The organism is Prevotella sp. MGM1, assembly GCF_002933775.1.
In the GTDB taxonomy this organism is placed as follows: domain Bacteria; phylum Bacteroidota; class Bacteroidia; order Bacteroidales; family Bacteroidaceae; genus Prevotella.
Map to the genome: position 1 here is coordinate 1 of NZ_BEWV01000159.1, position 548 is coordinate 548.

1 pseudogene is annotated in these 548 nt (G+C 45.3%); it reads right to left on the minus strand.

Going from position 1 to position 548, the window contains the following annotated elements:
• Positions 1-192: 192 nt before the first annotated feature.
• Positions 193-548: pseudogene (locus MoGM_RS13005) on the minus strand (hypothetical protein); the annotation flags it as partial.

The window sequence follows — 548 nt, forward strand, 5'->3', positions numbered from 1 at the left end:
AAGACTCCCGCATCTGAGGCTGAATAAAAAGGATACGGAAATAACGCACAGACAGTGGTTTCAATGCAACGCAACGATACTCATGACACACGGGCGAGAAACAAATAGGGTGGCACCCGCATGAGCACCACCCTATCTCCGTTTATCGTGATAATATCCCAAAAGAGATATCACTCTCTTACTGCCATGTGATTATTTCTTGATGAACTTCTTGCCATCTTTAATCAAAAGACCTTTAGCTGCAACATTCACTTTCTGTCCCATCAAGTTATAAACAGGAGCCTTGGCATTTGCACTTGTAGTCACATCCTCGATAGAGTTTGGATCCTGACCCTGAAGAACAGGAATCACAACCTGCTTTCCATAAAGTTCAAGCACGATGTTTCCGCTACGGTGGGTCTCCCCTGCCGGAAGAGCGTCAGCGGCAAAATAGAAAGCGATAATACCATTAGACAAATATGAGTCATCTACTTCAAGGCCACTAGCCCACTCTGGAGCGGCAACAAGATTCCACTGGCCTGGACCAGACAGGGTATAAACAATATAGT